The organism is Arthrobacter sp. R3-55 (assembly GCF_054161505.1).
On record NZ_CP096423.1, the window covers coordinates 2282185 to 2304732 of the forward strand.

A 22548-nucleotide genomic window follows, 5' to 3' on the forward strand; every position below is an offset into this window, starting at 1 on the left:
TCCTAACTGTTCCCGAAAATATCGTGGTACGCCGCTGCCAGCAGCAATGGATCATGGACGGGGCGGCGCCTCGACGCCCCTACTCTACCCAACACCACTTCGGCCCCGATCATCCCCGCGGCCTTCTCAAAGGCCTTGAGATCCTGGATTGCAGCAGGATCGGCAAGGACTACATCGACGCTGAACTCAGGGGCGTAGCGGCGCAGGACATCCAGATGGTCCGCCGCCGTCATGCCAGAAGTTTCTTTGGTTTCCACGTCAAGGTTCATGGTGAGGCAGCGCTTTGCAGCAGTGTCCCCAAGCGCCTGGCGCAGCTCGGGCAGAAGCATGTGCGGCAGCACCGAGGTGTACCAGGATCCGGGCCCCAGAATGACCCAGTCCGCCAACTCGATGGCCGTCAAGGCTTCGGTGCAGGCCGGGGCGTCTTCGGGCAACAACCTGACCTCTTCAAGCTTTCCGGCAACAGCACACCGGGCCTGTCCGCGAACGGTCTGCAGCTCCTGGCCGCCCCCCGGAAGGTCAACGTGGGCCTGGCCCTCAATGGTGAGGGGCACACTGGACATGGGAAGAACCTGGCCCCTTGCTCCCAGCAGCGCACCGGCCCATTTCAGGCCGGCAACCGTATCTCCCAAGAGTTCCCACAGCGTCACAATCAGCAGGTTGCCCATGGCGTGGTGGTCCAGCGAGCCACCCTTGGCGGTACCGGCGTTGAACCGGTGCTGCATGACATCCCGCCAGGTCCGGCCCCAGTCGGTGTCATCACACAGGGCGCTGAGCGCCATCCGCAGGTCACCGGGCGGAAGGACTCCGTACTCTTCGCGGAGCCGCCCCGACGAGCCGCCGTCGTCGGCTACCGTGACGATTGCCGTCAGCTCCGAGGTGAGCAAGCGAAGGGCGGACAGGGAGGCAGCCAGTCCATGACCGCCTCCCAAGGCAACCACCGATGGACTTTTCTTCTGCTGGCTGCCGGGGACGCCTTTGGGTGGAATCAGGGGCAGCGGGCCGGTAAGGACGCCCACTACTCGCGGCCCAGATCGCGGTGGGTGGTGGTGACGGTGACACGTGGATACTGTGCCAAACGCTTGGAAAGTTCCACCGCGACTGCCACTGAACGATGCTTGCCACCGGTGCAACCCACAGCCAACGTGGCGTAGTGCTTGTTCTCCTGGCGATAGCCGTCCAGGACAGGCTCCAAGGCCCGGACGTATCTGTCCACGAACTCATGCACGCCGTCGGCAGCGAGCACGTAGTTGCTGACGTCCTCATCCAAGCCTGTGTGAGGCCGTAGCTTGGGAACCCAATGCGGATTGGGAATGAAGCGGGCGTCGGCTACGAAGTTGGCATCCACGGGGAGCCCGTACTTGAATCCAAAGCTCATGACGTTCAGCCGCAAGGTTACCGGGCCGGTGTCGCTGAATAATTCGGTGATGGCTGTAGCGAGGCCATGGACGTTGAAGTCCGATGTGTCCAACACGACGTCTGCATGCTCGCGCAGTTCCCGCAGGACTTCCCGCTCGATCCCGATGCCGTCCAGGATCCGACCACCGCCTTGAAGAGGGTGGGGACGGCGTCCTTGCTCGAAACGTCGGACCAGGACCTCGTCATTGGCATCCAGGAACAGTACCCGGAAGGTGATGCCGCTGGCGCTGAGCGCGCCCAGCGCCGTCTGGATGTCGGTAAACAGGTCCTTGCTGCGGACATCCACCACCACCGCCAGCTTGGGAATGGATTTGGGAGCATGCGAGACAATTTCGGCCAGGGTTCCCAGCATTTGCGGCGGGAGGTTGTCCACCACATACCAGCCATGGTCTTCCAGGGCATCAGAGGCCGTACTGCGGCCTGCCCCGGACATCCCGGTAACTACCAGCAGTTCCGCCTCCGGTGGCTTGACGGGCGTGAGGCCGTCCTGCTCCGTTCCGGACCCTGCCGTTGCCTCATCCATGAATTGTTCCCCGTTTCGTCGGAAATGGTGCTTACAGCCTGCGACGCGCACCATAGAGGTGACCGCACGCCCGAACATGCTCAAGCGCCGGTGACCGCTGGTGCGGCCATCGGCCAGGTTCTAACCCTAGCTAAGATTCAAGGATTTCGCCGGTGGTCATATTGATTGCCGGGACTGCGCCGGAAGGGTCTTCTGCGGAACCCAGGTGTTGAACCACGGCAGCTGCCAGTGCGGGCCCGATGCCCTTGGCCGAGGTGAGCTCTTCAACGGAGGCCGCTTTGATCTTTTTCAGCGATCCGAAGTGCGCCACCAAGGCCTTGCGCTTGGCTTCGCCCAGGCCCGGCACCCCGTCAAGGACGGATACAGTCATGGCCTTCCCGCGTTTCTGCCGATGGAAGGTGATGGCGAAGCGGTGGGCTTCATCACGGATCCGTTGAAGCAGGTAAAGCCCCTGTGATGTCCTGGGGAGGATGACCGGGAAGTCGCTATCGGGCAGCCAGACTTCCTCCAACCGCTTGGCAAGGCCCACCAGATAGACGTCGTCGATACCCAGTTCCGCCAACGCCCTCTTGGCGGCATTGACCTGCGGCTGTCCACCGTCCACCACCACCAGGTTGGGCGGATAAGCGAACTTGGCTTTGGGGGCGGGCATGGTGGGGTCCGACGGCGGCGCATCAGTCCCGCTCTTGGCCCCCGCACGCGTAGGGTTGACGATTTCGCCGGAGACCACGGGGACCTGGGCAGCCTTGTCCGTCAGGTAATGCTTGAACCTCCGGGTCAGGACGTCATGCATGGCCGCGGTGTCGTCAGCTGCAGCAGCACCCGTAATGGAGAACTTCCGGTAGTCGGCCTTCTTGGGCAGGCCGTCCTCCACCACCACCATGGAGGCCACCACGTTGGTGCCCTGCACGTGGGAGATATCGAAGCACTCGATCCGCAGCAAGGGAACCGGGATATCCAAGGCTTCCTGTAATTCCTGAAGGGCCACGGAACGGACGGTAATGTCACCGGCCCTGCGGGTCTTGTGCAGCTTGAGGGCCTGCTCCGCATTCTCCCGTACCGTGGACATCAGGGCGGCTTTGTCTCCGCGCCGGGGTACGCGGATGTCCACTTTGGCGCCACGCAGCCCGCCAAGCCACTCAGTAAGTTCGGCATGGTTGCTGGGCGTTTCCGGCACCAGGACTTCGCGGGGAATACGGCCTTGGACCTCGCTGTCCTCGCCGTAGACCTGTTGCAGAAGGTGTTCAATCAGTTCAGGGGTTGTGGCATCTTCGACCTTCTCCACAACCCATCCGCGCTGACCCCGGACCCGGCCGCCACGGACATGGAAGACCTGCACGGAGGCTTCCAGTTCGTCATCATGGAGCGCGAAGACATCAGCGTCGGTATCTTCGGCAAGAACCACGGCATTGCGCTCAAAGACCTTGCGCAGCGCAATGATGTCATCCCTGAGCCCGGCAGCCTTCTCGTAGTCCAGTTCGGCAACGGCTGCTGCCATGTCCTTTTCCAAGCGGCCAATGAAACGTTTGGCTTCGCCGCCCATGAAGGAACAGAAATCCTCCGCGAGGTTTCGGTGTTCCTCGGGAGTCACGCGGCCCACACAAGGTGCGGAGCACTTATCGATATAGCCCAGCAGGCAGGGACGCCCGCTGGATTCGGCGCGTTTGAAAACACCTGCACTGCAGCTGCGGACTGGAAAAACCCGTAGCAGGGTATCCATCGTTTCCCGGATGGCGCCGGCGGTATAAGGGCCGAAGTATCTGGTGCCCTTCCTCCGCTCGCCGCGCATGACCTGCACGCGGGGGTACTTCTCCCCCATGGTGACGGCGAGGTAGGGATAGGTTTTGTCGTCCCGGAAGACGACATTGAAGCGGGGCTTGAATTCCTTGATCCAGGTGTATTCCAGCTGCAGTGATTCCAGCTCGCTGCCTACCACGGTCCATTCGACACTGCTGGCCGCATGGACCATGGCATGGGTCTTGGGAAGGAGCCCGGCCGGGTTGGCAAAGTAGGAATTGAGCCTTGACCTGAGGTTCTTTGCCTTGCCCACATAGATGACGCGGCCATGGGGGTCGCGGAAACGATAGACGCCCGGAGTGGTAGGAATTTCACCCGTCCGGGGCCGGTAACTTGCTGGATCTGCCACGTTTCCAGTCTAGTGAACCGGAACGACGCCCAATGCCACTTCAAAGAGGCGGCGGCTAGTCCACGGACTTGCTTTGGTTGTAGCTTGCAGAACGTTCCTGGCCGCTGAGCAGGGCAATGGCGTCCATGATTTTGTCGGTCACTTCACGCCGTGCCGGAAGCGAGTGGTCCGGTCCGGTCTTCTCAAAATAGAGGGGCTCCCCCACCTTCATGATGAAGTGCTGGGGCCGCACTGCGTTCTTATCAGCCGGCTGCAGCTTTTCGGTTCCAATCAGCCCTACGGGAATCACGGGTGCGCCCGTGGTCAGGGCCAGCCATCCCACTCCAGTCCGTCCCCGGTAAAGGATGCCGTCACGGGACCTGGTGCCCTCAGGATAAATACCAATGCCCTTGCCTGACTCAAGAATGTCCAGCAAGGTCTTGAGTGCCTGCACGCTGGCCGCCTGCTCTCCGCGTTCCACCGGAATGGAACCCACGGCCTCGAAGAAGGATTTCATGACGGCGCCTTTGACGCCCTTGGTGGTGAAGTACTCGGCCTTGGCAAAGAAAGCCACAGGACGCGGCATGAGGGCCTGGACGATCACACTGTCAAGGAAGGAAAGGTGGTTTGGAGCCACAATGAAGGGCCCCTCTTTGGGAACGTTTTCCAACCCAATGACAGTAGGCCGGCACGTGGAGGAAATCAGTCCACGGGTAGTCCACCGGATCGCATCAAAGACTGCCATCGTTTTGTACCTCGCTCAGGGCTGCCGCACGGACAGCGTCAAGTTCTTCAATTTTGGTCCGCAACTCAGCTGCGGTTTGCACCACTGCCACCGCACCGGCTTCCTCGAGTTCACCGTCCGGAGCGAACCCCCAGGCCACGCCAATGCAATCCAAGCCGTTTGCCATGGCTCCGGCAACGTCCTGGTGCCTGTCGCCCACCATCACGGCCGGCTGCGAATGCAGGTCAGCCAAGGCGGCGCCAACAATCGCCACCTTGCCGGAAGCCGTGTTGGCTTCCAATGACTCGTTATCCGCTGCCCCACGGATGGAGACGAAGAAGTCAGTAATTTTGTGGTGTTCCAGGACGAGCCGCGCAATGGACTGCGGCTTCTGAGTAGCAACTGCCACGGGCCGGCCGGATTCAGCAAAGTACTCCAGGAGCTCGAAGATTCCCGGGTAGAGCTTGCTCTGTCCAATGCCGGTTTCCTTGTAATGACGCCTGTAACGGTCAATGGTTTCGTTGACCAACGACTCGGGAACATTGGCCAAATGCAGCAGGGAGTCGCTGAGTTTGGGACCCACCATGGAATTCAGTACGGCCTGCTCCGGAACGGGAAGGTTCATTTCACGGAGGGCCGCCGAGATTCCTCCCGTGATACCGCCGGCAGGATCGACAAGGGTGCCGTCCAGATCGAATATTACGGGCACCGTTGTTTGAGTCACCGGGTTAGTTTCTCACGAGTAGCGGCATGCCTGAAACTCGCATGCCGCTACCGGAATACTTCCAGTGGCTAACCGAGAATTTCAGCCAGGAAGGTGGCCGTGTGGCTGTCGGTTGATTTTGCCACTTGTTCCGGTGTACCGGTGGCCACGATCTTTCCGCCACCGGAACCGCCGTTGGGGCCTAGGTCCACAATCCAGTCCGCAGACTTGATGACGTCCAGGTTGTGCTCGATCGTGATGACCGTGTTGCCTTTATCCACCAAGCCCTGAAGCACCATGAGCAGCTTCCGGATGTCCTCGAAGTGCAAACCCGTGGTGGGTTCGTCCAGGACATAGATGCTGCGCCCGTTGGAGCGCTTCTGGAGCTCCGCAGCAAGCTTCACGCGCTGGGCCTCGCCGCCCGACAGCGTAGTAGCCGGCTGACCCAGCCTGACGTAGCCCAGGCCCACATCCACCAGGGTGTTCAGGTGGCGTGCGATCGGAGTGAAGGCAGCAAAGAACTCCGCGCCTTCCTCGATGGGCATATTGAGGACATCGGCAATGGTCTTGCCCTTGTAATGGACCTCAAGGGTTTCCCGGTTATACCTGGCACCGTGGCAAACCTCGCAGGGAACGTAGACATCCGGCAGGAAGTTCATCTCGATCTTCAAAGTACCGTCGCCTGAACAGGCCTCGCAGCGCCCGCCCTTGACGTTGAAGGAGAACCGTCCCGGCTGATAGCCGCGAACCTTGGCTTCGGTGGTCTCGGCGAAAAGCTTGCGGATGTTGTCGAACACACCGGTATACGTTGCGGGGTTGGAACGGGGCGTCCGGCCGATGGGGCTTTGATCGACGTGGACCACCTTGTCCAGGTGCTCCAGGCCGGCCACCGTCCGGTGCCGTCCCGCCACCTGCTTGGCACCGTTGAGCTTGTTGGCAAGGACCTTGTACAGGATCTCGTTGACCAATGTGGACTTACCGGAACCACTGACGCCGGTCACGGCAGTAAAGAGTCCCAGCGGGAACGTGGCATCAACATTGTTGAGGTTGTTCTCACGGGCACCAACAACTTTGAGCTCACGCTTTTTGTCGTACTTACGGCGCTTGGTGGGAACCTCGATCTTCCGGCGTCCTGACAGGTAGTCACCTGTCAGGGAATCCGTGTTTTCCAACAACTCCTTGTAGGTTCCGGAGTGCACCACCTGGCCGCCGTGTTCTCCGGCGCCCGGTCCAATGTCCACCACCCAGTCGGCCTCGTGGATGGTGTCTTCGTCGTGCTCCACCACAATGAGTGTGTTGCCGAGGTCACGGAGGCGGGTGAGGGTCTCGATAAGCCGCCGGTTATCCCGCTGGTGCAGGCCGATTGACGGCTCGTCAAGGACATACAAGACACCCACCAGGCCGGATCCGATCTGGGTGGCCAACCGGATACGCTGGGCTTCGCCGCCGGAAAGGGTTCCAGAAGGACGCTCGAGGTTGAGGTACTCCAACCCGACGTCCAGGAGGAAGGTCAGACGGGCCTGGATCTCCTTCAGTACCTGGTTGGCGATCTGTGCTTCCCTGTTGGTGAGGGTCAGGCTGCCAAGGAATTCAGCACATTCGCGCATCGGCAAGGCAGCCACTGCGGCGATCGACTTGCCGTTAATGAGCACGGACAGAGACGCCGGGTTGAGTCGCGCACCGTTGCACTCAGGGCACGGAATCTGCCGCATGTATTCCTCGTAGCGGTCACGCGCCCAATCGGAATCGGTTTCACCGTGCTTGCGGTGGACGTACTGAATGGCACCTTCAAAGCCCGTACTGTACTTGCGCTCACGACCGAAGCGGTTCTTGTACTGAACAACAACCTTGTGGTCCTTGCCGTGCAAGACAGTGTTCCGGACTTCCTTGGGGAGCTTTTCCCAAGGGGTCTTCATGGAGAAACCGAGTTCGTCAGCCAAGCCTTCGAGGAGTCGGTTCCAGTACTCGGTGGTTGCCGTGCCAAGGGACCAAGGGGCAATGGCGCCCTCTCCCAGCGACAACTCAGGATTCGGGACGATGAGTTCCTCGTCCACTTCGAGCTTGGTTCCGATGCCGCTGCAGGCCGAGCACGCGCCAAAGGGATTGTTGAAGGAGAAGGAACGGGGCTCTATCTCATCGATCGCCAAGGGGTGCTCGTTGGGGCAGGCCAGGTTCTCGGAAAAAGCGCGGATACGGCCTGGATCTTCGGCGTCGAGGTCCACGAACTCAACAAGGACGCGGCCCTCAGCCAACCCCAGTGCGGTTTCCACGGAATCCGTGAGCCGCTGGCTGATCTCTTCCTTGACCACCAGGCGGTCAACCACAACTTCAATGGTGTGCTTGAACTGCTTGCCAAGCTTGGGGGGATCGCTCAGTTGAACGAGATTGCCGTCAACACGGGCACGGGAATAGCCCTTGGCGGTCAGCTCCTTGAAAAGATCGACAAATTCACCTTTACGCCCACGGACCACCGGGGCAAGTACCTGGAAGCGTGTGCCCGACTCGAGTTCCAGAAGCTGGTCCACGATCTGCTGCGGCGTCTGGCGTGCAATGGGTTCACCACAGACCGGGCAGTGCGGGCGGCCCACGCGGGCCCAGAGCAACCGCATGTAGTCATAGATCTCGGTGATGGTGCCCACCGTGGAGCGCGGGTTCTTGCTGGTGGACTTCTGGTCGATGGAGACCGCGGGCGACAAGCCCTCGATGAAGTCGACATCAGGCTTGTCCACCTGGCCCAGGAACTGCCGCGCGTAGGCAGAGAGCGATTCGACGTAACGCCGCTGCCCTTCGGCAAAGATGGTGTCGAACGCCAGGGACGACTTACCGGAGCCGGACAGCCCGGTGAAGACGATCATGGCGTCACGGGGGAGGTCCAGATCCACGTTGCGCAGGTTATGTTCCCGGGCACCCTTGACCACAAGCCGCGAAAGGTCAGGCCTCGCGGGCTTGGTATCAGGAACAACGGGAACACTGTTCGGAGATTCGATGGCGGTATCTTCAGCTAAGGCTTTGGGCACTCACCAATGCTAATCGAAAACTTCTTCGAATTTCCATGTCGTGCCTCACATGCTACTGATCGGTATCAATCCGCGTCATAAGCAGCGGCAAGCAGTTGGACTGCCTCGGCAAAAGAAGCACCCTGGGCCTTGGCGGCGGCAGCGTATTGTCCCGCTACCTCGGCCAGCGCGCCCCAGCGATCGTCCCTTGCGCAGACCACGGTGCCATTCCGGCCCCGGGTTGCCACGACGCCCGCAGCCTCCAGCTCTTTATAGGCCCGGGCTACCGTGTGTGGGGCCACATCCAGCACCCCGGCCAGATTGCGCACGGGCGGTAGTTTCGCGCCCACTGCCAGGACTCCCGAGTCAGCGAGTTCGATGATCCGCAATCGCAGCTGTTCAAACAGGGCGACGGCACTGGTGGTGTTGGGGCGCCAATTGCCGGGGAAATCGCCTGAGGGAGTCATGAGGAGCTCCGCCCGCGTGCCGGAATGAGGCGGGGCATCTGGTGTTCGAAGCGTCCTTGGTCCATGCCGAGAATTAGACCAGCGACGACGGCACGGGACAAGCGGTGGATCATGGCATGACGTACGCCATGACCAAACAGGTCACGCGGCAGCAGGACCGTTGCCATCCTTGAAAGGGAACCCTTCGGCTTCATGTGTTCTTCCTGGCCACAGCAAAGATGCGCCGGAAAGGGAAGACGGTTCCGTGGCTGGTGGCGGGATAAGCCGTGCGCAGCATCTGTGCATATTCCGATTCGAAGTCGGCGGCTTCTTCCGGGGAGAGCGCCGCCAGCACAGGACGGAGGCCGGTGCCGCGGACCCACTGCAGGACCGGATCGCTGCCCTTCAGTACCTGTTGGTAGGTGGTCTCCCAAGCGTCAGCCGAGCATCCGGCGTCGAGCATTATTTCCAAGTAGTCCGCCGGGCTGCCCACGGCGTCGTCGTGCCGGAGCACGCCGCCGAGCCGGGCCTGCCACCGGGGCGACTCGGCCAGTTCCCGCATCAGCGTGTGGGATGGCGAAGTGAAATTTCCTGGAACCTGCAGGGCTAACCAAGCCCCCGGCTTGAGGGCCCGCAGCCAGCCGGCCAGCATGTCCAAGTGGCCGGGGACCCACTGGAGGGCTGCATTACTGACCACCACATCGGTGTCGGCGTCGGGGAGCCAGTCCGCGATGTCGCCGGATGTGAATTCCAAGTGAAGGAACTGCTGCGAGAAGGCACGGGCTTTGAGGAGCATCTCCTCCGAAGAATCAATGCCTGCAACATGGGCGTCCGGCCAGCGTTCGGCGAGCGTCGCCGTCAGGTTCCCCGGGCCGCAGCCCAAGTCCACCACCTTCAGGGGTGCGTTCGCCTGGACCCTCGCGACGAGGTCGTGGAACGGGCGGTCCCGATGGTTTCCAAACTCTACATATTTGGAAGGATCCCACTTCATCAAAGCCTCCTCGCATCTGACACCTCTGCTGCGCCGAGCCTAAACCTTCCGGGCACTAAGCTGGAAACCAATGAAACTTCTTGAGCAGCTTCCCGGTTCCACCGCCACCGGTCCCCTGGACCCGGACGAAATCTACACACGGTTCGTGGAGTGGACCGAGAGCCGCGGCCTGCAGCTATACCCCGCGCAGGACGAAGCGATCATGGAGCTCGCCTCCGGCGCCAACGTCATCCTGGCCACCCCTACGGGCTCAGGAAAATCGCTGGTGGCCATCGCAGCGCATTTCGAAGCCATGGCACGCGGCCAGCGAAGCTATTACACCGCCCCGATCAAGGCCCTGGTATCAGAAAAGTTCTTCGCACTCTGTGACATCTTCGGTGCTGAAAACGTGGGGATGATCACCGGTGATTCCGGTGTCAACCAAGACGCCCCCATCATCTGCTGCACCGCTGAAATCCTCGCAAACATTGCCCTGCGTGAAGGCTCGACGGCGGAGCTTGGCTCGGTGATCATGGACGAGTTCCACTTCTACTCCGATCCCCAGCGCGGTTGGGCGTGGCAAGTTCCGCTCCTGGAACTTCCCCAGGCGCAGTTCCTGCTGATGTCCGCCACCTTGGGCGACGTCACGCGCTTCGAAACCGGACTGACTGAGCTGACCGGACGGTCCACCACCACGGTCAGTTCCGCAGAACGTCCCATTCCCTTGCACTACTACTATCACCTGACTCCGGTCCACGAGAGCCTGGAAGAACTGCTGTCCACCAAGCAGGTGCCCGTGTACGTGGTCCACTTCAGCCAGGCCGAAGCTATTGAGCGGGCCCAGAACCTCATGAGCATCAACATGTGCAGCCGTGCCGAAAAGGACCGGATTGCTGAGCTCATTGCTGGTTTCCGGTTCGCCGCAGGCTTCGGCAAGACCCTCAACAGACTTGTCCGCCACGGAATCGGTGTGCACCATGCCGGCATGCTCCCCAAGTACCGCCGCTTGGTGGAGCAACTGGCCCAGGCGGGGCTGTTGAAAGTCATCTGCGGAACAGACACCTTGGGCGTGGGCATCAATGTGCCTATTCGAACGGTGCTGCTGACTGCTTTGAGCAAGTACGACGGCGTTCGCACCAGGTCCCTTAACTCACGTGAGTTCCACCAAATTGCCGGCCGTGCCGGCCGCGCAGGGTACGACACTGCCGGAACGGTGGTAGTACAAGCCCCCGAGCACGTAGTGGAAAACACCAAGGCCATGGCGAAGGCCACAGCCAAGTTCGGCGATGACCAGAAGAAGTTGCGCCAAGTGGTCAAGAAGAAGCCGCCGGAGGGCTTCGTCTCATGGGGCGAGCCCACGTTCAAGCGGCTGGTGGAATCGGTCCCCGAGCCCTTGACATCCAGTTTTACCGTCACGCACGCAATGCTCCTAAACCTCATGGAACGTCCGGGTGACCCGTTCCAGGCAACCAGGCGTTTGCTCAGCGAGAATCACGAGAACCGTCCGGCGCAGCTCAAGCTCATGAAGAAGGCCCTGGGGATCTATCGTGAACTGCTGGCCGCAGGCGTGGTTGAACGAATCCCTGAGGACGAACAGGAAGCCGAAGGGCGTTCCGTTCGCCTGACGGTGCACCTGCAGGCAAACTTCGCCCTGAACCAGCCGCTCTCCCCCTTCGCATTGGCCGCCTTGGAGCTGCTCGATCCTGAGTCGCCGTCGTACGCCCTGGACGTGGTTTCGGTGATTGAGTCCACCTTGGAGAAACCCCGCCAGATTCTTTCGGCGCAGCAGAAGAAAGCGCGGGGCGAGGCAGTTGCTGCCATGAAGGCGGACGGCATCGAGTATGACCAACGCATGGCCATGCTGGACGAAGTTACGTATCCCATGCCGTTGGCCGAGATCCTCGGTGAGGCCTTTGAGGTCTACCGCAAGGCCGCCCCGTGGGTGGGCGACTTTGAGCTGGCGCCTAAATCGATCATCCGGGACATGTACGAGCGCGCCATGAACTTCGGTGAATTTGTGCAGTTCTATGGGCTGGCCCGCTCGGAAGGCATCGTCCTGCGCTACCTGGCCGACGGGTTCCGGGCACTCCGGCAGACTGTTCCCCAGGATCTGCTTCGCGAGGACCTCGAAGATCTGATTGCCTGGCTGGGCGAACTGGTCCGCCAGGTTGATTCCAGCCTGCTGGACGAGTGGGAAGAGCTCACCTCCGGCCTTGCACCCACGCCGCACGACGCTCCCCCGCCACCGCCGCCCCTCCTGACATCGAACATTCGCGCTTTCCGCGTCATGGTCCGCAATGAGATGTTCCGCCGGGTTGAACTTTTCGCTGATGAGGATTCTGCTGCCTTGGGCGAACTCGACGCTGACGCGGGTTGGGATGCGGAGCGTTGGGAAGAAATTCTGGACGACTACTTCGACGAACACGATGACATCGGCACCGGCCCGGACGCCCGTGGACCTGGACTGCTCATCATCACCGAAGAACCCGGCACCTGGAAGGTCCGGCAGATCTTCGACGATCCGGCGCGCAACCATGACTGGGGCATCTCTGCCGAAGTGGACTTGGCCGCATCTGACGAAACGGGTACAGCTGTGGTCCGGGTGACTGACGTCAACAGGCTTTAGGCCAATGGCCGTGGAACCCGTCCCGGATCTGACCGGCAGCCTGCGTGTACTGGATTCGTTCAGCGCAGCCAAGCCGGCAGCCTGCATGGGTCCACGCCGTTGGTGGTGTGGGAGCCTGGACGTCGAGGGGCTCGCCTTGGGATCCGTGCAGGCTGCAGCCACCGCCTTGGAGTCCCTGACAGGTTCCACCGGGCGGTACTCAGTATCGTCGAACCTGACCGCTGCCTCCTTCGATTCACTGGGGCACCTCAGGATCTCGGGCCGGAAGCCTCAAGGTTTTGCTCCGACATCGGGCTTCCGCCGCACGCTGGACGGCTGGATACGCCTGCATGCCAACTACCCGCACCATGCGGAGCGGCTGATGGAGACGCTCCGGGCCGCTACTCCTGATGAGCTGGACCGTGTCCTGCTTTCCATGACAGCACTGGAAGCAGAGGAAGCAATTGCTGCAGGTAGGGGTGTCGCTGCAGCCGTCCGTTCCCGGGACGAGTGGCGGTCCACGCCCCAGCACCGGGCAGCAGGCACTGGTCCCTGGCTCAGTTTCACCCGGCCCGCAGCGCCGGACGGAAGTCCGCGGCCGTCGTCGTGGATTCCATCAACGGATGTTTTCCTGCCTCTGGCCGGCCTCAAGGTCCTGGACCTGACACGCGTCATCGCCGGCCCCACGGCCACGCGCCTCCTGGGCGTCCTCGGAGCGGACGTTTTGCGCATCGATCCGCCGCACCTTCCCGAGCTCACTGATGCCTTTGTTGATTCGGGTTTCGATAAGCGCAGCGCAGAAGCCGACTTCAATGATGCCGGGGCGCGGGAAGCGGTTCACCAACTGCTCGGATCCGCCGACGTCGTTGTGACCGGGTACCGCCACGGCGGACTGGACCGGTTCGGTTTCAGCCCTTCGAGCATGCTGGCAGCCAGGCCGGACCTGGTGGTGGTGGCGCTAAGTGCGTGGGGCGGCACGGGCCCTTGGAGTAGCCGGCGGGGGTTCGACAGCCTGGTCCAGGCTGCCTGCGGAATAGCGGAGCAGTATGGCAGCTACCACGACGACGGGTGGAGGCCAGGCGTGCTGCCGGTCCAAGCGCTGGATCATGCGACGGGGTATGGGATCGCCGCCGCCGCGTTGGCTCTGCTGTCCGAACGCCTCCGCACCGGATTCGGAGGAACAGCACACGTTTCCCTGGCCCGCACGGCGGAGGAACTCTTCGGTTTTCCATCACCCCTGACCACCAAGGACGACGCTGGTTTACCTGTCCCTGACAAACGCCTGATCGACAGCGCCTACGGACCACTCCGCTTCGTAGGGCCACCCATCGCCGTTGACGGTGTTCCCCTGCAATACAGGAAGGCACCGGTGCAGTATGGAACGTCGGCTTTGGCCTGGTTATAGAAGGTAGCTGACAGAGAACCGTGAGCGGCGTGTAAGGCTCCCCTAGTAAGCTCGGAGCCATGACTGTAATCCGCCCAGCCACTGTTGACGACGTCCCTGCCATCCTCCGGATGATCCATGATCTTGCGATCTACGAGAAAGAACCGGACGCGGTCAAAAACACCCCCGCCATGCTCACGGAAGTGCTCTTCGGTGAGAACCCCCGCGTCTATGCCACGATCGCCGAAAACAGTGCCGGCACGGTGCAAGGGTTTGCTCTGTGGTTCCTGAACTACTCCACGTGGGAAGGCGTCCACGGTATCTACCTTGAGGACCTCTACGTGGTTCCTGATGCGCGCGGTGAGGGACATGGCAAAGCGCTGTTGCAGTATCTTGCGGCTACGGCAGTCGAACGTGGCTACGCCCGCGTGGAGTGGAGCGTCCTTGACTGGAATGAACCATCCATCAACTTCTACAAGAACCTGGGCGCGTTCCCCATGGAAGAATGGTCCACCTTCCGGCTGACCGGCGAGGCACTGGAGGCCTTCGGTACGACGGCGGGCAAGGCGAACGAGGCTCTTGCCCGTGGCTGAGGGGTACCCGGAACCGAGCGCCGAACGGAACGCCGCCGGGATACATGTTGTCCGCGCGCGTCACCAGTTCCGCGGCCTGCGGACAGTTGAGCATTATTTCACCGTTCCCTTGGAGCATTCACCGGGTGAACCGGTCACCTCCGGCGAGACCATCACGATCTTTGCCAGGGAATACTCTTCCACCGAACACACGGCTGAGGAAGCCGAAAAATTGCCATGGTTGTTGTTCCTCCAAGGAGGCCCCGGCGGCCGCGGAAACCGGGTTACATCGTTGTCTGGTTGGATGAAGGCGGCTGCCAGGGACTTCCGGATCCTGATGCTCGATCAACGCGGCACCGGCTTGTCCACACCTGTTGAACAACAATCACTCGAACTCCGGGGCGATGCCTCCGCGCAGGCCGACTACTTGACGCATTTCCGCGCCGACTCGATTGTGGCTGACGCCGAGTACATTCGTCGGGTGTTGGGGTCCGGACCATGGTCTGTGCTTGGCCAAAGCTTCGGTGGTTTCTGTGCGTTGACCTACCTGTCGCTCGCTCCCGAGGGCCTTCGCGAGGTCCTCATCACAGGTGGCCTTGCTCCCCTCCACGGTCCGGCGGAGCGGGTTTACCAAGCCACATTCCAGCGCGTCGCCGCGCGGAACGCCGAGTATTTCGGCTGGTACCCGGAGGACAGGGACACAGTCACCCGGATCGCCAGGCACCTGGACCGCCATGCGGAGTTCCTGGCAAGCGGTGAAAGGCTCACGCCCGAGCGTTTCCAGATGATCGGTTCGTTCCTCGGCGGCAACACCCGGGTGGACGCCCTTCATTACCTCCTGGAGGACGCCTTCATTGACACCCCCTCCGGCCCACGTCTCTCCGAAGCATTCCTCGAACAAGTGCGGGGCCTCGTCAGTCGCGCTGCCAATCCCCTGTACGCCATCCTTCACGAGTCCATCTACGGGCAAGGGGAAGCGACCAACTGGGCAGCGTGGCGCGTGCTGGAGGACCATCCGGAATTCAAGCCCGACGCCGACGAGCCACTGCTCACCGGGGAGATGGTGTACCCCTGGTACTTCGAGCAGGATCCGGCCCTGGTGCCTCTTCGGGAAGTGGCTGAACAGCTGGCCGCCAAGAAAGACTGGAAGCCCCTGTACAACCCTGCCCGCTTGTCGGCGAACAGCGTCCCCGTTGCGGCCGCCGTGTACAAGGACGATATTTACGTGGATCACGATCTGTCCCTCGAAACTGCTGCAGCCGTGCGCGGTCTTCAACCATGGGTGACCGCAGACTTCCACCACGATGGCATAGGGGAAGACGGCGAAGGCATTTTCGCCCGGCTCCTCGGGATGGTCCGGGCGGTCCGCTAGGCCGGCGGTTGGAGAGCCTGCGGGGTTGACGCTCCCGCTGTCCGTACGGTCAGCAGGAGCGTCAAGGCCAGCACCAACGCGGCCACAACGCCCGATGTCACATTGAGCCCCTGGTAACCGATCCAAGCGAGCAGCAGCCCTGAGGTGGCGCCGCCGATGGCACCGGCGCCACCCATGAGGGTGTCCGAAACTCCCTGGACCGTAACCCGTGCGTCGGGGGCAACACTCTCAGCCAACAAAGTTGAACCCGCGATGGTCGCGGCAGACCAACCCAGGCCAAGGAAGATCAGGCCGGCGGTGACAAGACCGGGCTCGTGTTGGCCGAACCCCGCAATAAGCACAGCGACCAGCAGGAGCCCGTGGCCCATGGCGATGGTTTGCAGGCGCCCGGCTTTGTCAGTCAGCCATCCCCAGAGGGGCGACAAAGCAAACATTCCGGCGATATGCAGCGAAATCGTCAGGCCTATGATCACCAAGGCATCGGCACTGTCAGTGGTTCCCCCATGGTGTCCGGCATGCGAACCGCCTACCAGCTGCTGAAGGTGCAGGGGTGTCATGGACATGATGGCCACCATCACGCCGTGCGCAGCCACTACGGCCGCCAGGGCGAGCATCGCCAACCTTGATGAGCGTACGGCGCGAAGTCCTGAGCGAATGGTGCCCCTGACGGGCAGCGCGTCATCGCCGGCGTCCCGGCGCGCCTGCGATGCCAGCCGCCGGGACAGCAACAGCGGGTCCGGGCGGAGACCCGCGAACAACAGGAGCGCGGCAAGAAGCAGGCCAGCGGCAGAAAAAACGAAGGGACCTGCAATGGGCGGAAGCCCAAGCGCCTCCCCGACCACTGCACCCGGCTGAATCAGGTTTGGCCCGGCAACAGCGCCTATGGTGATTGCCCAGACGACGGTGGACAGCGATCGTCCGCGGTGCTCAGGTTCAGCGAGATCGACGGCGGCGAACCTCGCCTGGAGATTGGCGGCGGTGCCGAGACCCAGGAAAGCTGCGCCCAACAGGAGCAGCACGAAGGATTGGCCCACCACTGAGGCAATGACCAGGAGTGCTCCCACCATCGCCGCCACCAGTCCCGTAACCAGGCCGATGCGGCGTCCCCGTGTTTCAGCCAGCCTCGCCAGGGGTAATGCCGCGATTGCTGCAGCCAATGTCAGCACGGTGGTGATGGATCCTGCCCACGCTTCTGAACCTGACAGGTCTACTGCCAGCAGCGATCCGATGGAAAGGGTGGCTCCGTTGCCTACGCCGCTGAGGAGTTGCGCGGAACTGAGGAGAAAAACAGTACGGCGCTGAACCCTTTGCGGGTCCAGCGCCGTAGTTGAAGTGGTAGTCACTTCAGCAGACTACAACCTTTGGAGGTCAGTTACTCTGCCTCGCTCATGCTCTTTTTGGCGTCGGCCTCGAGTCGCGCATCCAGCTTGGCCTGCCGCGCCTGGGGGCTCATCAAACTTGCTACAACGGCAATGATGATGGTTCCGACAATGACCGCCAACGACACGTATGTGGGGATCTCAGGAGCCCACTCGATGTGCTGGCCGCCGTTGATGAACGGAAGTTCGTTGACGTGCATGGCGTGCAGCACGAGCTTGACGCCGATGAAGGCCAGAATCACGGACAGGGCGTGCTTCAGGTACACCAGGCGGGTCATGAGTCCGCCGAGAAGGAAGTACAGCTGACGCAGGCCCATCAAAGCGAAGATGTTCGCAGTGAAGACAATGAACGCGCTTTGCGTCAGGCCGAAGATCGCGGGAATGGAGTCCACGGCGAACAGGAGGTCGGTCAGGCCGATCGTGATGAAGACGATCAGCATGGGGGTGAAGACCTTCTTGCCGTCCACTACGGTGCGGATCTTGTTGCCGTCGAACTTTTCGGACATCGGCAGGACCTTGCGCAGGCGTGCGATCAGCGGGTTCTCTGCGCCTTCTTCTTCGTCTTCGCCGGAATCCTTGGCCTGCTTCCAAGCCGTCCAGAGAAGGAAAGCGCCGAAGATGTAGAAGACCCAGCTGAACTGTTCGATCACCACAGCGCCCAGGGCAATGAAGATACCGCGAAGGATCAGGGCGATGATGATGCCCACCATCAGCACTTCCTGCTGGTACTTACGGGGCACCGAGAAGCGGGCCATGATGATGATGAAGACAAAGAGGTTGTCGATGCTCAGGCTGTACTCGGTGACCCAGCCTGCGACGAACTGGCCGCCGTATTCGGGGCCGGCAAAGACGAACATGGCCACTGCAAAGAGCAGGGCAAGTGCTACGTAGAAACCGACCCACAGGCCGGCTTCCTTCATGGAAGGTTCATGGGGACGCTTGACGACCAACAGGAGGTCGATCAGCAAGATGATTCCGAGAACGACAAAGGAGCCGATCTCGAACCAGACGGGTAGCTGCATTAAAGGTGCCTTTCGCAGGGTACGGGAAAGCGGTGTAAGTCTCTCCGGCCTGCCAGGGTGCGGTGAATGCAAATTTTTGGCGGCCCGCTAGATCCGGCGAGGCATCTGTGCCTTGCGTGCTGACGGACGTAGCGCTTGGGATACTCCCCTACGTGACCTCAACCTTACCTTAGGCGTGCCCGGCGGACTGCATCTGGCGTAATTCGCGCTTCAACTCCTTGACTTCATCGCGGATGCGGGCAGCGACTTCGAACTGCAGTTCAGCGGCCGCACCATGCATCTGTTCGGTCAATTGCTCGATGAGGCCCACAAGGTCTTCAGCGGGTGCAGCAGCAAGGCCGTCCTGCCGTACCGTGGCCGCACCCTTGGCAGCGGACTTGCTGCGTTTTCCGCCCTTGGCAAGCCTGTTGTTGTTGAGCAGTTCCTGGGTGTCTGCGTCTTCCTTGGCCAGCTGATCGGTGATGTCGGCAATCTTCTTGCGCAACGGTTGGGGGTCGATGCCGTGGTCGGTGTTGTACTGGACCTGGATGGCACGGCGGCGGTTGGTCTCTTCAATGGCGTGCGCCATGGAATCGGTGATCCTGTCAGCGTACATATGCACCTGGCCCGAAACGTTACGCGCCGCACGGCCGATGGTCTGGATCAGGGACGTGGAGGAACGCAGGAAGCCTTCCTTATCCGCGTCCAGGATGCTCACAAGGGAAACCTCGGGGAGGTCCAAACCTTCGCGAAGCAGGTTGATGCCCACCAGGACGTCGAAGACGCCCATCCGGAGTTCCCGGAGCAATTCCACTCGCCGCAGGGTGTCGACGTCAGAGTGCAGATACTCCACCTTGACGCCATGACCCACCAGGTAGTCGGTGAGGTCTTCGGCCATGCGCTTGGTCAACGTGGTGACCAGAACGCGTTCATTCTTCTCGGTACGGATCCTGATTTCACCCAGCAAGTCATCGATCTGTCCCTTGGTGGGCTTAACCACTACCTCGGGATCAATCAGTCCGGTGGGGCGAATGATCTGCTGGACGTAGCCATCGGCTTTGCCGAGCTCGTACTTGCCCGGGGTTGCGGAGAGGTATACCGTTTGGCCGATGCGTTCCAGGAACTCATCCCATTTCAGGGGCCGGTTGTCCATGGCCGAGGGCAGCCGGAAGCCGAAATCCACCAGGTTCCGCTTGCGGGACATGTCGCCTTCGTACATGGCGCCGATTTGCGGAATGGTGACGTGCGATTCATCAACCACCAGCAGGAAATCATCCGGGAAGTAGTCGATCAAGCAGTGTGGAGCCGTTCCAGGCTCGCGGCCGTCGATGTGGACTGAGTAGTTCTCAATGCCGTTGCAGAAACCCATCTGCTGCATCATTTCGAGATCGTACGTCGTCCGCATCCGGAGTCGCTGGGCCTCCACCAGCTTGTTCTGGCCCTCGAGAACTTTCAGCCTGTCTGCGAGTTCATCCTCGATCCGCTTGATGGCGCGGGCCATCCGTTCAGGGCCGGCCACATAGTGCGATGCCGGGAAGACGTACATTTCTTCCTCGTCCCGCAATACCTCTCCGGTCAGCGGGTGGAGTGTCTGGATGTTCTCGATCTCATCGCCGAAGAACTCGATCCGAATGGCAAGTTCCTCGTACATCGGAATGATCTCCACGGTGTCCCCACGGACCCGGAAGGTCCCCCGGTGGAAGTCCATGTCGTTGCGTGCGTATTGCATGGAGACAAACTTCCGGAGGAGATGGTCCCGGTTCATCTCCGCCCCCTTGCGGAGCGTTACCATGCCGGCAATGTACTCCTCGGGCGTACCCAAGCCGTAGATGCACGAGACCGTGGCCACCACAATGACGTCGCGGCGGGTCAGCAGGGCGTTCGTGGCCGAGTGGCGCAGCCTTTCGACCTCCTCATTGATGGAGGAGTCCTTCTCGATGAAAGTGTCCGTCTGCGCTACGTACGCTTCGGGCTGGTAGTAGTCGTAGTAGGAGACGAAGTATTCCACCGCATTGTTGGGCAACAGCTCCCGGAACTCGTTGGCCAGCTGAGCGGCGAGGGTCTTGTTCTGAACCATGACCAGCGTGGGTCGCTGGACCTGTTCAATGAGCCAGGCCGTGGTGGCGCTCTTGCCTGTACCAGTGGCACCGAGGAGAACGACGTCTTTTTCGCCGTTGTTGATTCGTTCTGTCAGCTCTGCAATGGCGGTCGGCTGATCACCGGCGGGCTTGAACTCGCTGATGACTTCGAAGGGCGCGACGACACGGTTGATCTCCTGGGCAAGGCTCATGGAACAAATCTACCCCCGCCCCAGGACAGCTACTGTCCGCGTTTGCCTTCAGCTGAAGACATAAACGACGGCGGCCTCCAACCAACGCGTATGGCCCACTCCTCCATGAGCGGCCAGGCAACGTCAGTGAACCACGGTTCTTTGGCATCGGCGTAGTCCGCGGTGCCTTGATCCCCCGCGTGGGCAGCAGCCAGCTCGTTCTTGTGCGCCGCATACAGTGCTGCCGCTGTCGGTTCTGCCCGCAACCAGTCGCGGAAGAGCAGGGCATAACGCCATCCCGGTGAACCTGCCACCCGGACATGCACGTTCACCGGCCGGCATGGATCCGCATTGGCGTGGAACCTCTTTTGCCACGACCCAGGATCCGGTTGTGAGCGCTTCGGGGTGTCCTGAGTGACCTCGGGTACGGCAGGGAAGCCGGCTGCGGCCAGGAAAGGTGCGATCCCGTCAGCTGACTCGAGGTCGGTCACTGCGACCTGGAGGTCGATCACGTCTTTCGCCCTGAGTCCCGGAACCGAGGTGGAGCCGATATGGTCCACGGCAAGGATTTCCTGCGGCGCTGCCTTGATGATGCGCTCAGCGAGCCTTTCGGCCTGGGCAGCCCACTCCGCCTTCGATTCGACCATGACGGGTCCAACCTCGCGGTGGGCCCGGATGCCACGGCTGAGGTTCTCCGAAAAAGGGACCAGCCGGCGTTGCCACAACGAATCCACGGCGGTGAGCAGATCCTGCCGGCTTCCGGAGTTGCCCAGGACAACATCGGCAGCAGCATTGCGGTCCGTGCGTGTGGCCTGTGACGCCATACGGGACATGGCGTCCTGCCTGGACATCCGCCGGTACTCCACCATGCGGTGGATGCGAACGTCATCGGGAGCGTCCACCACCACCACTAAGTGGAAGTTGCTGCCCTGCCCTGTTTCGACGAGGAGCGGGATGTCCTGGACCACGATGTCATCAGGACCGGCACCTGAGACCGCCGCAGCAGCAGCCTCACGGACCAGGGGGTGGACGATGCTGTTGAGCACTTCACGCTGAGCGGGATCCTGAAAAACGATGGAACCGAGCTTGGGCCGATCAAGCCTTTGCTGTGCGTCGAGGATCCCGGGGCCGAACGCGTCCACAATCCGGGCCAGTCCCGGGGTTCCCGGTTCCACGACGTCGCGTGCGATGCGGTCAGCATCGACCAGGATGGCTCCCAATTCCTGCAACCTGGATGCCACCAGTGATTTCCCTGAGGCGATGCCGCCCGTCAGCCCGATTTTCAGCACCCTCCAACACTAGACTGAAGCGGTGGAAAATGAGGATGACAGCCGTGCGACGACCTACACGACGCTCGCGTCAGGCCCGGATTTTCGACATGAACTGGAAGTCCGGCGGTCCCGCTTCATCACGGTACTTCGACGTTCACCTGATGAGGAGACGGCCCGGTCCTTGGTGGCTGACCTCCGGCGCGAATTCCACGACGCCCGCCACCACTGCTCAGCCTTCGTCATAGGTCCGGACCGGATGATTCAACGGTCCAGCGACGACGGCGAGCCCTCGGGCACGGCGGGAATCCCCATGCTGGAGGCCCTTCTCAAGCGTGAGTCAACACCGGGGGTGACGGACCTCAGCGACGTAAGTGTCGTCGTCGTGCGCTATTTCGGGGGGATCCTTCTCGGTGCGGGTGGTTTGGTCCGTGCCTATTCTGAATCGGTCGATGCTGCAATGGATCTTGCTCCGTTGGTTGAGCGCCGGAGGCTGCGCTTGTGCGCCATCAACGTTCTCCACGAGGAGGCCGGCCGGCTGGAAAACGAACTTCGCAGTTCCGGGTATGTCATGGCCGGTACTGGATACGGACCCCGACACACAACACTCCAAGTGGCCCTGGCCGATGATGAAGAAGCCATCTCGGAAGCCCGTTCCAGGTTGGCATCCCTCACTGCCGGGTCGGCGGAACTCGAGCCCCTTGGCACCCAATGGGTTGACGTACCGCGGTAAGCGATCATCGGCTTGCGTCTAGGAAAGCAGAAGGACCCCTGCCCGGAGGCAGGGGTCCT

18 protein-coding genes are annotated in these 22548 nt (G+C 61.5%); 5 read left to right on the forward strand and 13 right to left on the reverse strand.

The annotated features are described in order from the left end of the window. Positions 1 to 2: 2 nt before the first annotated feature. From M1D51_RS10665 to M1D51_RS10705, 9 genes are all read right to left on the reverse strand, one after another. A complete protein-coding gene (locus M1D51_RS10665; RefSeq protein WP_458109441.1) occupies positions 3 to 1019 on the reverse strand; it encodes a gluconeogenesis factor YvcK family protein in 1017 nt (338 codons plus the stop codon). Then, positions 1019 to 1942 carry an RNase adapter RapZ gene (rapZ, locus tag M1D51_RS10670; RefSeq protein WP_172325881.1) on the reverse strand — a complete coding sequence of 308 codons (924 nt, stop codon included), beginning with the start codon at positions 1940 to 1942 and terminating at the stop codon, positions 1019 to 1021. Before rapZ ends, M1D51_RS10665 begins: the two co-directional genes overlap by 1 nt. Before the next feature lie 130 nt (positions 1943 to 2072). Continuing rightward, a complete protein-coding gene (gene uvrC / locus M1D51_RS10675; RefSeq protein WP_458109442.1) occupies positions 2073 to 4088 on the reverse strand; it encodes an excinuclease ABC subunit UvrC in 2016 nt (671 codons plus the stop codon). Positions 4089 to 4143: 55 nt separating this feature from the next. Then, positions 4144 to 4812, reverse strand: coding sequence for a lysophospholipid acyltransferase family protein (locus M1D51_RS10680; RefSeq protein ID WP_172325879.1), 669 nt, complete (start codon positions 4810 to 4812; stop codon positions 4144 to 4146). Then, the gene (locus M1D51_RS10685) at positions 4799 to 5515 is read right to left on the reverse strand and encodes an HAD hydrolase-like protein (protein ID WP_172325878.1); all 717 of its coding nucleotides are present in this window, start codon (positions 5513 to 5515) and stop codon (positions 4799 to 4801) included. Before M1D51_RS10685 ends, M1D51_RS10680 begins: the two co-directional genes overlap by 14 nt. A 68-nt stretch (positions 5516 to 5583) precedes the next feature. Continuing rightward, positions 5584 to 8511 (reverse strand): excinuclease ABC subunit UvrA, encoded by a 2928-nt coding sequence (gene uvrA, locus M1D51_RS10690; protein ID WP_458109443.1) that lies wholly within the window; start codon positions 8509 to 8511, stop codon positions 5584 to 5586. 65 nt (positions 8512 to 8576) lie between these two features. Beyond that, entirely contained in the window at positions 8577 to 8957 is a 381-nt protein-coding gene (locus M1D51_RS10695) for a GntR family transcriptional regulator (RefSeq protein WP_172325314.1), read from the reverse strand. Continuing rightward, positions 8954 to 9151: a hypothetical protein gene (locus tag M1D51_RS10700; RefSeq protein WP_458109444.1), complete on the reverse strand. Its 198-nt coding sequence runs from the start codon at positions 9149 to 9151 to the stop codon at positions 8954 to 8956. The genes M1D51_RS10695 and M1D51_RS10700 overlap by 4 nt, the downstream gene beginning before the upstream one ends. After that, the gene (locus M1D51_RS10705) at positions 9148 to 9927 is read right to left on the reverse strand and encodes a trans-aconitate 2-methyltransferase (RefSeq protein WP_458109445.1); all 780 of its coding nucleotides are present in this window, start codon (positions 9925 to 9927) and stop codon (positions 9148 to 9150) included. Before M1D51_RS10705 ends, M1D51_RS10700 begins: the two co-directional genes overlap by 4 nt. Before the next feature lie 70 nt (positions 9928 to 9997). Between M1D51_RS10705 and M1D51_RS10710 the strand changes: the two genes are divergently transcribed. The 4 genes from M1D51_RS10710 to M1D51_RS10725 are packed head-to-tail and all read left to right on the forward strand — an operon-like array spanning position 9998 to position 15839. After that, entirely contained in the window at positions 9998 to 12532 is a 2535-nt protein-coding gene (locus tag M1D51_RS10710) for a DEAD/DEAH box helicase (RefSeq protein WP_458109446.1), read from the forward strand. Between the two features lie 4 nt (positions 12533 to 12536). Further along, positions 12537 to 13916 (forward strand): CoA transferase, encoded by a 1380-nt coding sequence (locus M1D51_RS10715; protein ID WP_458109447.1) that lies wholly within the window; start codon positions 12537 to 12539, stop codon positions 13914 to 13916. A 59-nt stretch (positions 13917 to 13975) separates the two neighbouring features. Next, complete coding sequence (locus M1D51_RS10720; RefSeq protein ID WP_458109448.1) at positions 13976 to 14488, forward strand: N-acetyltransferase family protein; 513 nt, start codon at positions 13976 to 13978, stop codon at positions 14486 to 14488. Then, the gene (locus tag M1D51_RS10725) at positions 14481 to 15839 is read left to right on the forward strand and encodes an alpha/beta fold hydrolase (protein WP_458109449.1); all 1359 of its coding nucleotides are present in this window, start codon (positions 14481 to 14483) and stop codon (positions 15837 to 15839) included. Before M1D51_RS10720 ends, M1D51_RS10725 begins: the two co-directional genes overlap by 8 nt. Here M1D51_RS10725 and M1D51_RS10730 read toward each other — a convergent pair. From M1D51_RS10730 to coaE, 4 genes are all read right to left on the reverse strand, one after another. After that, the gene (locus M1D51_RS10730) at positions 15836 to 17182 is read right to left on the reverse strand and encodes an MFS transporter (RefSeq protein WP_458109450.1); all 1347 of its coding nucleotides are present in this window, start codon (positions 17180 to 17182) and stop codon (positions 15836 to 15838) included. The genes M1D51_RS10725 and M1D51_RS10730 overlap by 4 nt on opposite strands. Positions 17183 to 17211: 29 nt before the next feature. After that, positions 17212 to 18240, reverse strand: coding sequence for a TerC family protein (locus M1D51_RS10735; RefSeq protein ID WP_458109451.1), 1029 nt, complete (start codon positions 18238 to 18240; stop codon positions 17212 to 17214). A 169-nt stretch (positions 18241 to 18409) separates the two neighbouring features. Continuing rightward, positions 18410 to 20509 carry an excinuclease ABC subunit UvrB gene (uvrB, locus tag M1D51_RS10740; RefSeq protein ID WP_172325479.1) on the reverse strand — a complete coding sequence of 700 codons (2100 nt, stop codon included), beginning with the start codon at positions 20507 to 20509 and terminating at the stop codon, positions 18410 to 18412. Positions 20510 to 20538: 29 nt separating this feature from the next. After that, positions 20539 to 21777, reverse strand: a complete 1239-nt coding sequence (coaE, locus tag M1D51_RS10745; RefSeq protein WP_458109452.1) for a dephospho-CoA kinase — start codon at positions 21775 to 21777, stop codon at positions 20539 to 20541. Positions 21778 to 21799: 22 nt separating this feature from the next. Here coaE and M1D51_RS10750 point away from each other — a divergent pair, with 22 nt between their 5' ends. Beyond that, positions 21800 to 22489, forward strand: coding sequence for an IMPACT family protein (locus tag M1D51_RS10750; protein ID WP_458109453.1), 690 nt, complete (start codon positions 21800 to 21802; stop codon positions 22487 to 22489). The last annotated feature ends 59 nt before the right edge of the window (positions 22490 to 22548 follow it).

Coding starts and splice junctions, on each gene's coding strand:
- rapZ (WP_172325881.1), bottom strand. CDS start 1,942: ATGGATGAGGCAACGGCAGGGTCCGGAACGGAGCAGGACGGCCTCACG.
- M1D51_RS10695 (WP_172325314.1), bottom strand. CDS start 8,957: ATGACTCCCTCAGGCGATTTCCCCGGCAATTGGCGCCCCAACACCACC.
- uvrB (WP_172325479.1), bottom strand. CDS start 20,509: ATGAGCCTTGCCCAGGAGATCAACCGTGTCGTCGCGCCCTTCGAAGTC.
- M1D51_RS10700 (WP_458109444.1), bottom strand. CDS start 9,151: ATGAAGCCGAAGGGTTCCCTTTCAAGGATGGCAACGGTCCTGCTGCCG.
- M1D51_RS10735 (WP_458109451.1), bottom strand. CDS start 18,240: ATGCAGCTACCCGTCTGGTTCGAGATCGGCTCCTTTGTCGTTCTCGGA.
- M1D51_RS10715 (WP_458109447.1), top strand. CDS start 12,537: ATGGCCGTGGAACCCGTCCCGGATCTGACCGGCAGCCTGCGTGTACTG.
- M1D51_RS10705 (WP_458109445.1), bottom strand. CDS start 9,927: ATGAAGTGGGATCCTTCCAAATATGTAGAGTTTGGAAACCATCGGGAC.
- M1D51_RS10710 (WP_458109446.1), top strand. CDS start 9,998: ATGAAACTTCTTGAGCAGCTTCCCGGTTCCACCGCCACCGGTCCCCTG.
- M1D51_RS10680 (WP_172325879.1), bottom strand. CDS start 4,812: ATGGCAGTCTTTGATGCGATCCGGTGGACTACCCGTGGACTGATTTCC.
- M1D51_RS10720 (WP_458109448.1), top strand. CDS start 13,976: ATGACTGTAATCCGCCCAGCCACTGTTGACGACGTCCCTGCCATCCTC.